The 3,443-nt window shown below is 36.1% G+C and carries 5 protein-coding genes; 1 reads left to right on the forward strand and 4 read right to left on the reverse strand.

Annotated elements, in window-relative coordinates:
- Positions 1–112: 112 nt before the first annotated feature.
- Positions 113–1,198, reverse strand: coding sequence for a DNA (cytosine-5-)-methyltransferase (dcm, locus tag JF818_RS00130; RefSeq protein ID WP_233065183.1), 1,086 nt, complete (start codon positions 1,196–1,198; stop codon positions 113–115).
- Positions 1,186–2,313, reverse strand: a complete 1,128-nt coding sequence (locus JF818_RS00135) for a DNA cytosine methyltransferase (RefSeq protein ID WP_370570289.1) — start codon at positions 2,311–2,313, stop codon at positions 1,186–1,188. The genes dcm and JF818_RS00135 overlap by 13 nt, the downstream gene beginning before the upstream one ends.
- Before the next feature lie 212 nt (positions 2,314–2,525).
- Between JF818_RS00135 and JF818_RS00140 the strand changes: the two genes are divergently transcribed.
- Positions 2,526–2,726 (forward strand): YjzC family protein, encoded by a 201-nt coding sequence (locus tag JF818_RS00140; RefSeq protein ID WP_198889976.1) that lies wholly within the window; start codon positions 2,526–2,528, stop codon positions 2,724–2,726.
- Between the two features lie 47 nt (positions 2,727–2,773).
- Here JF818_RS00140 and JF818_RS00145 read toward each other — a convergent pair whose 3' ends face one another.
- A complete protein-coding gene (locus JF818_RS00145) occupies positions 2,774–3,091 on the reverse strand; it encodes a hypothetical protein (protein WP_198889977.1) in 318 nt (105 codons plus the stop codon).
- Entirely contained in the window at positions 3,084–3,425 is a 342-nt protein-coding gene (locus JF818_RS00150; protein ID WP_370570290.1) for a hypothetical protein, read from the reverse strand. Before JF818_RS00150 ends, JF818_RS00145 begins: the two co-directional genes overlap by 8 nt.
- Positions 3,426–3,443 lie beyond the last annotated feature (18 nt).

Below are 3,443 nucleotides of genomic sequence, written 5' to 3' on the forward strand. Positions count from 1 at the left end.
TCCTATATGAGTCTGATTTGATTTAGGGTTAGCTCCTAATTCTGTTGGTGTGATCCGCTTAAAACCAAGCTTCTTTTCATGATGTATTCTAAAAAAATCAAGTTCCATCATACTAACCCTCGTTAATCTTTTTATATATAAATAGATAGTACAGTATTGCATATATAGTATTTACACTTGCGGCATTTCCTGCTTGTTTATACAATTGATGATTACTAACTCCTGCCTGTTTTGCATTGTTGAAGAAATTTTCTGAAAAACCTTGCAGAAGATAGGCTTCTTTTGGTGTAAGTTTTCTTATTTCTTTTTCCTTGAGTTCTTCTTTAGAAAATTTCTGTGATAAATAATCATATGGATTTGGACTGTTAATAAAATCAATTGAGTAATAGTTATCTTGACATGCACGATGCATCTTAACCATTGTAGCCGTCAGCGGTTTTGCTATTAAACAATTGATTTCAGATTTGCTTTTAAAGGAGGCTGAGCCATCAGCCAAGATTGTTGGTTTTATGATTTCTGAAAGGTAGAAAGACTTATCAACTTCTTTTTCAAGAATGTCCAACACATCTTTCTGCCTCTCTAAATTTGCATTCTTAGAAATTGTTTTAAAAACAGAAATAATCTCATTCTTGGAAAAGGCAAAATTGTTGTCAAGCTTTTCACGCGAAGCAAAAATGTATACTCTATTTCTTCTTTGTGCCAACCCAAAATCATTAGTATCAAATACATCCCAATGTATATATTTGTAGCCAGCTTCTTTTAGGCTTGATAGTACAATTTTAATAGTTTCACCCTTGTTATGGGTAGTCAGATTTCTCACATTTTCCAATAACACAAATTTTGGTTTCTTGATTTCAAGAATTTTAATTATCTCAAAGAAAACATTTCCTCTTTTATCGAGAAAACCTTTTTGCTTTCCCATCATGCTAAAAGACTGACAAGGGAAACCACCTGTGAGTAAATCAAAATCTGGGAGACTAGTAATATTTTTCGGGTCTTCATTAAAAGCGATGATATCTCCAATTTCTTTAGTTTCTACATCGCTAAAATTTGATTTATATGAACGAACAGCATATGGATCAATCTCAGAAAAACCCACACAGTGTGATGTGAAATTATAATCAGAAGCTAACAATTCCATTGCTTGCCTAAAGCCCCCAATCCCCGCAAATAGTTCCAAGTGGTTTATTTTAAGCATAACTTAATCGCCCTCCCGAGAGATTCGGCCAATTTCACTGGTACTGCATTGCCTATTTGTTTGTACCAATTATTGGAAGCGCCATAGAATACATAATCATCAGGGAAAGTTTGAATTCGTGCAGCTTCCCTTGGGGATAATCCCCGTGATTGTGTAGGATGAATATACATGTTGCAATCAAATTTCATGTGAGAAGTAATAGTTTTACAGATTTCATTATTTACCAACTTGAAGTATTTATCCTTGAACATATGATTCCTGGATGAATAAGGCATAATATCCTCGATGGAGGGATCAAGAGAATTTCCTCCTTGAGGTAATCGAGTAAAAATCTCAATATCCCGGTCATTGTTGTAACGATTTCTATGATTATACAATCTATCCACAACTCTATTTGAGTTGATGAATTTGTTAAATTCTGTCAGAGGATAGTGATATTCCCTTTCTCTGAAACCAATTTCTTCATTTTCCAAATCGGGTCTATTTCTATTCCTATTTGGTTTCAATTCTGGTAGATCACTAATTGCATCATGAAGAACAAATCTTCTTTGAGGTAACTGTTGGGCTGTTTCAAACACTCTCGAACTGTCAATACCAAGTCTATTTCCAATTACAAAAAATCTTTCACGATTTTGTGGAACAGAAAAATCTTTAGCATTAAGAATACGCGCAGCAATATTGTATTCCGTCCCAAGGACTGTTTGGAAGTTCTCAAGTATTTCAGGTGATTTCTTAACCATTCCCTTAACATTTTCCATGATAAAGAAATAAGGCCTTACCGACTTTAGGAAAAATAAAAATTCTTTGTACAGATGATTCCTAGGATCATCAATTAATCTCTGTCTATTTGCTTCTGAAAAACCTTGACAAGGAGGCCCTCCACAAACAAGAAAGCAATTCTCAAATTCATTTTCTGATAATTCTTTATTTAATACAGAAATATCTCCCTCAAAAAAACGATCTTTTGATAATTGTCTATTTTTAATATAGGTGTAGGCAGAAGTAGCATCTATTTCATTCGCGAAAATCACATCAAAGCCAGCTTGTTCCATACCAAGACTCAAGCCTCCGGCTCCAGCGAATAAATCTATCATTGAAAAATTAAAACCATCCACAATAAAGTCCTTAGCATTTATTAAGTATTCTTGATTAAGTTCTACATTAGATTACCCAAGAATGCAAGTTCTGCATATCCCAAATTTAATGAAGCGAGTAACTGCTGTACTTAATAAGCTTATCTAGACTTTATTATAGATTGTATGAAATATCTACAGAAAATTATTGATTTATCGCTATCGGAATGTATAATTCTTTTAGGAGGCTTAATATGCCAATAGGTGAATTGTATAAGACAGGACAGGATTCTCCAGCTCATGCAAGATATGCTTGGGAAAAGTATACTGATGGAACTCGAACTCCATCTCCTACAGATGAGGAGAAAAGCATCACTCTTGAAACTGGAGAGAAATTTCCACCAATCAATTCCTGCGATAAGGGTGCTTGGTGGAAGATGACATCCTATGTTTAGTGTGTAGTTAACCGCTGTAGATTGTTACCTCTTTACCTGGACGAGTATTAGTGTTCATGTTTTTGACTGAATCCTGATACTACACAATTAGTAAAATACTCATCCATAATCTGTTCCTGGCGTTCAGATTCCCCATTGATGCTGTTCTTTCTCAACGCCTCAAAAATCACCTTGTCATTACGCAACCCAATATTCAGCCCATCCCCAATTCTGTCCACCAGTTTTGAGAGCTGGGTGATGTCCTCACGAATTTTTTTTGTCTCGTCCGTTTTCTTGATATGATTGTTGAATATGGCTAGAAGTATCGGGCCATTTAACAGCGCGATACCCCCGCCAATCAGAGCTATAGTGACAGGATCACTCATGTACTTCCCTCAAGCTGGTAATATACCCATCTATGTGATGGTATTTCTTTGGCTTGAACAAACCAATCACATTCAGCTTGTTCCCGATTCTGGTGAGATTGCGTACATGCCTAAACCCGAATATCACAGGAGGAACGCAGGTGACAATATCACTACCGTTTGCGTACAATGTTGTTCTGTTGAACCTGTGTTCAATGCTCTTGAAGTTCTTGGCCCCAATCACCCTTGGAGAACCGAAGGTGACCAATCGGAGCGTATTTCTCGCTCGGAAATTGTTGAACCAGATATCCTCATAGCAGAGTGTTGCCATCGCTCCACCAGATGACCAAATTATAACGGCTGTTTCTTACAA

The sequence above is a fragment of the Sphaerochaeta sp. S2 genome, from assembly GCF_016406725.1.
In the GTDB taxonomy this organism is placed as follows: domain Bacteria; phylum Spirochaetota; class Spirochaetia; order Sphaerochaetales; family Sphaerochaetaceae; genus Sphaerochaeta.

Excerpts from the sequence above, each read along its gene's own strand:
- dcm (WP_233065183.1), bottom strand. The coding sequence starts at position 1,198 with ATGCTTAAAATAAACCACTTGGAACTATTTGCGGGGATTGGGGGCTTT.
- JF818_RS00140 (WP_198889976.1), top strand. The coding sequence starts at position 2,526 with ATGCCAATAGGTGAATTGTATAAGACAGGACAGGATTCTCCAGCTCAT.
- JF818_RS00145 (WP_198889977.1), bottom strand. The coding sequence starts at position 3,091 with ATGAGTGATCCTGTCACTATAGCTCTGATTGGCGGGGGTATCGCGCTG.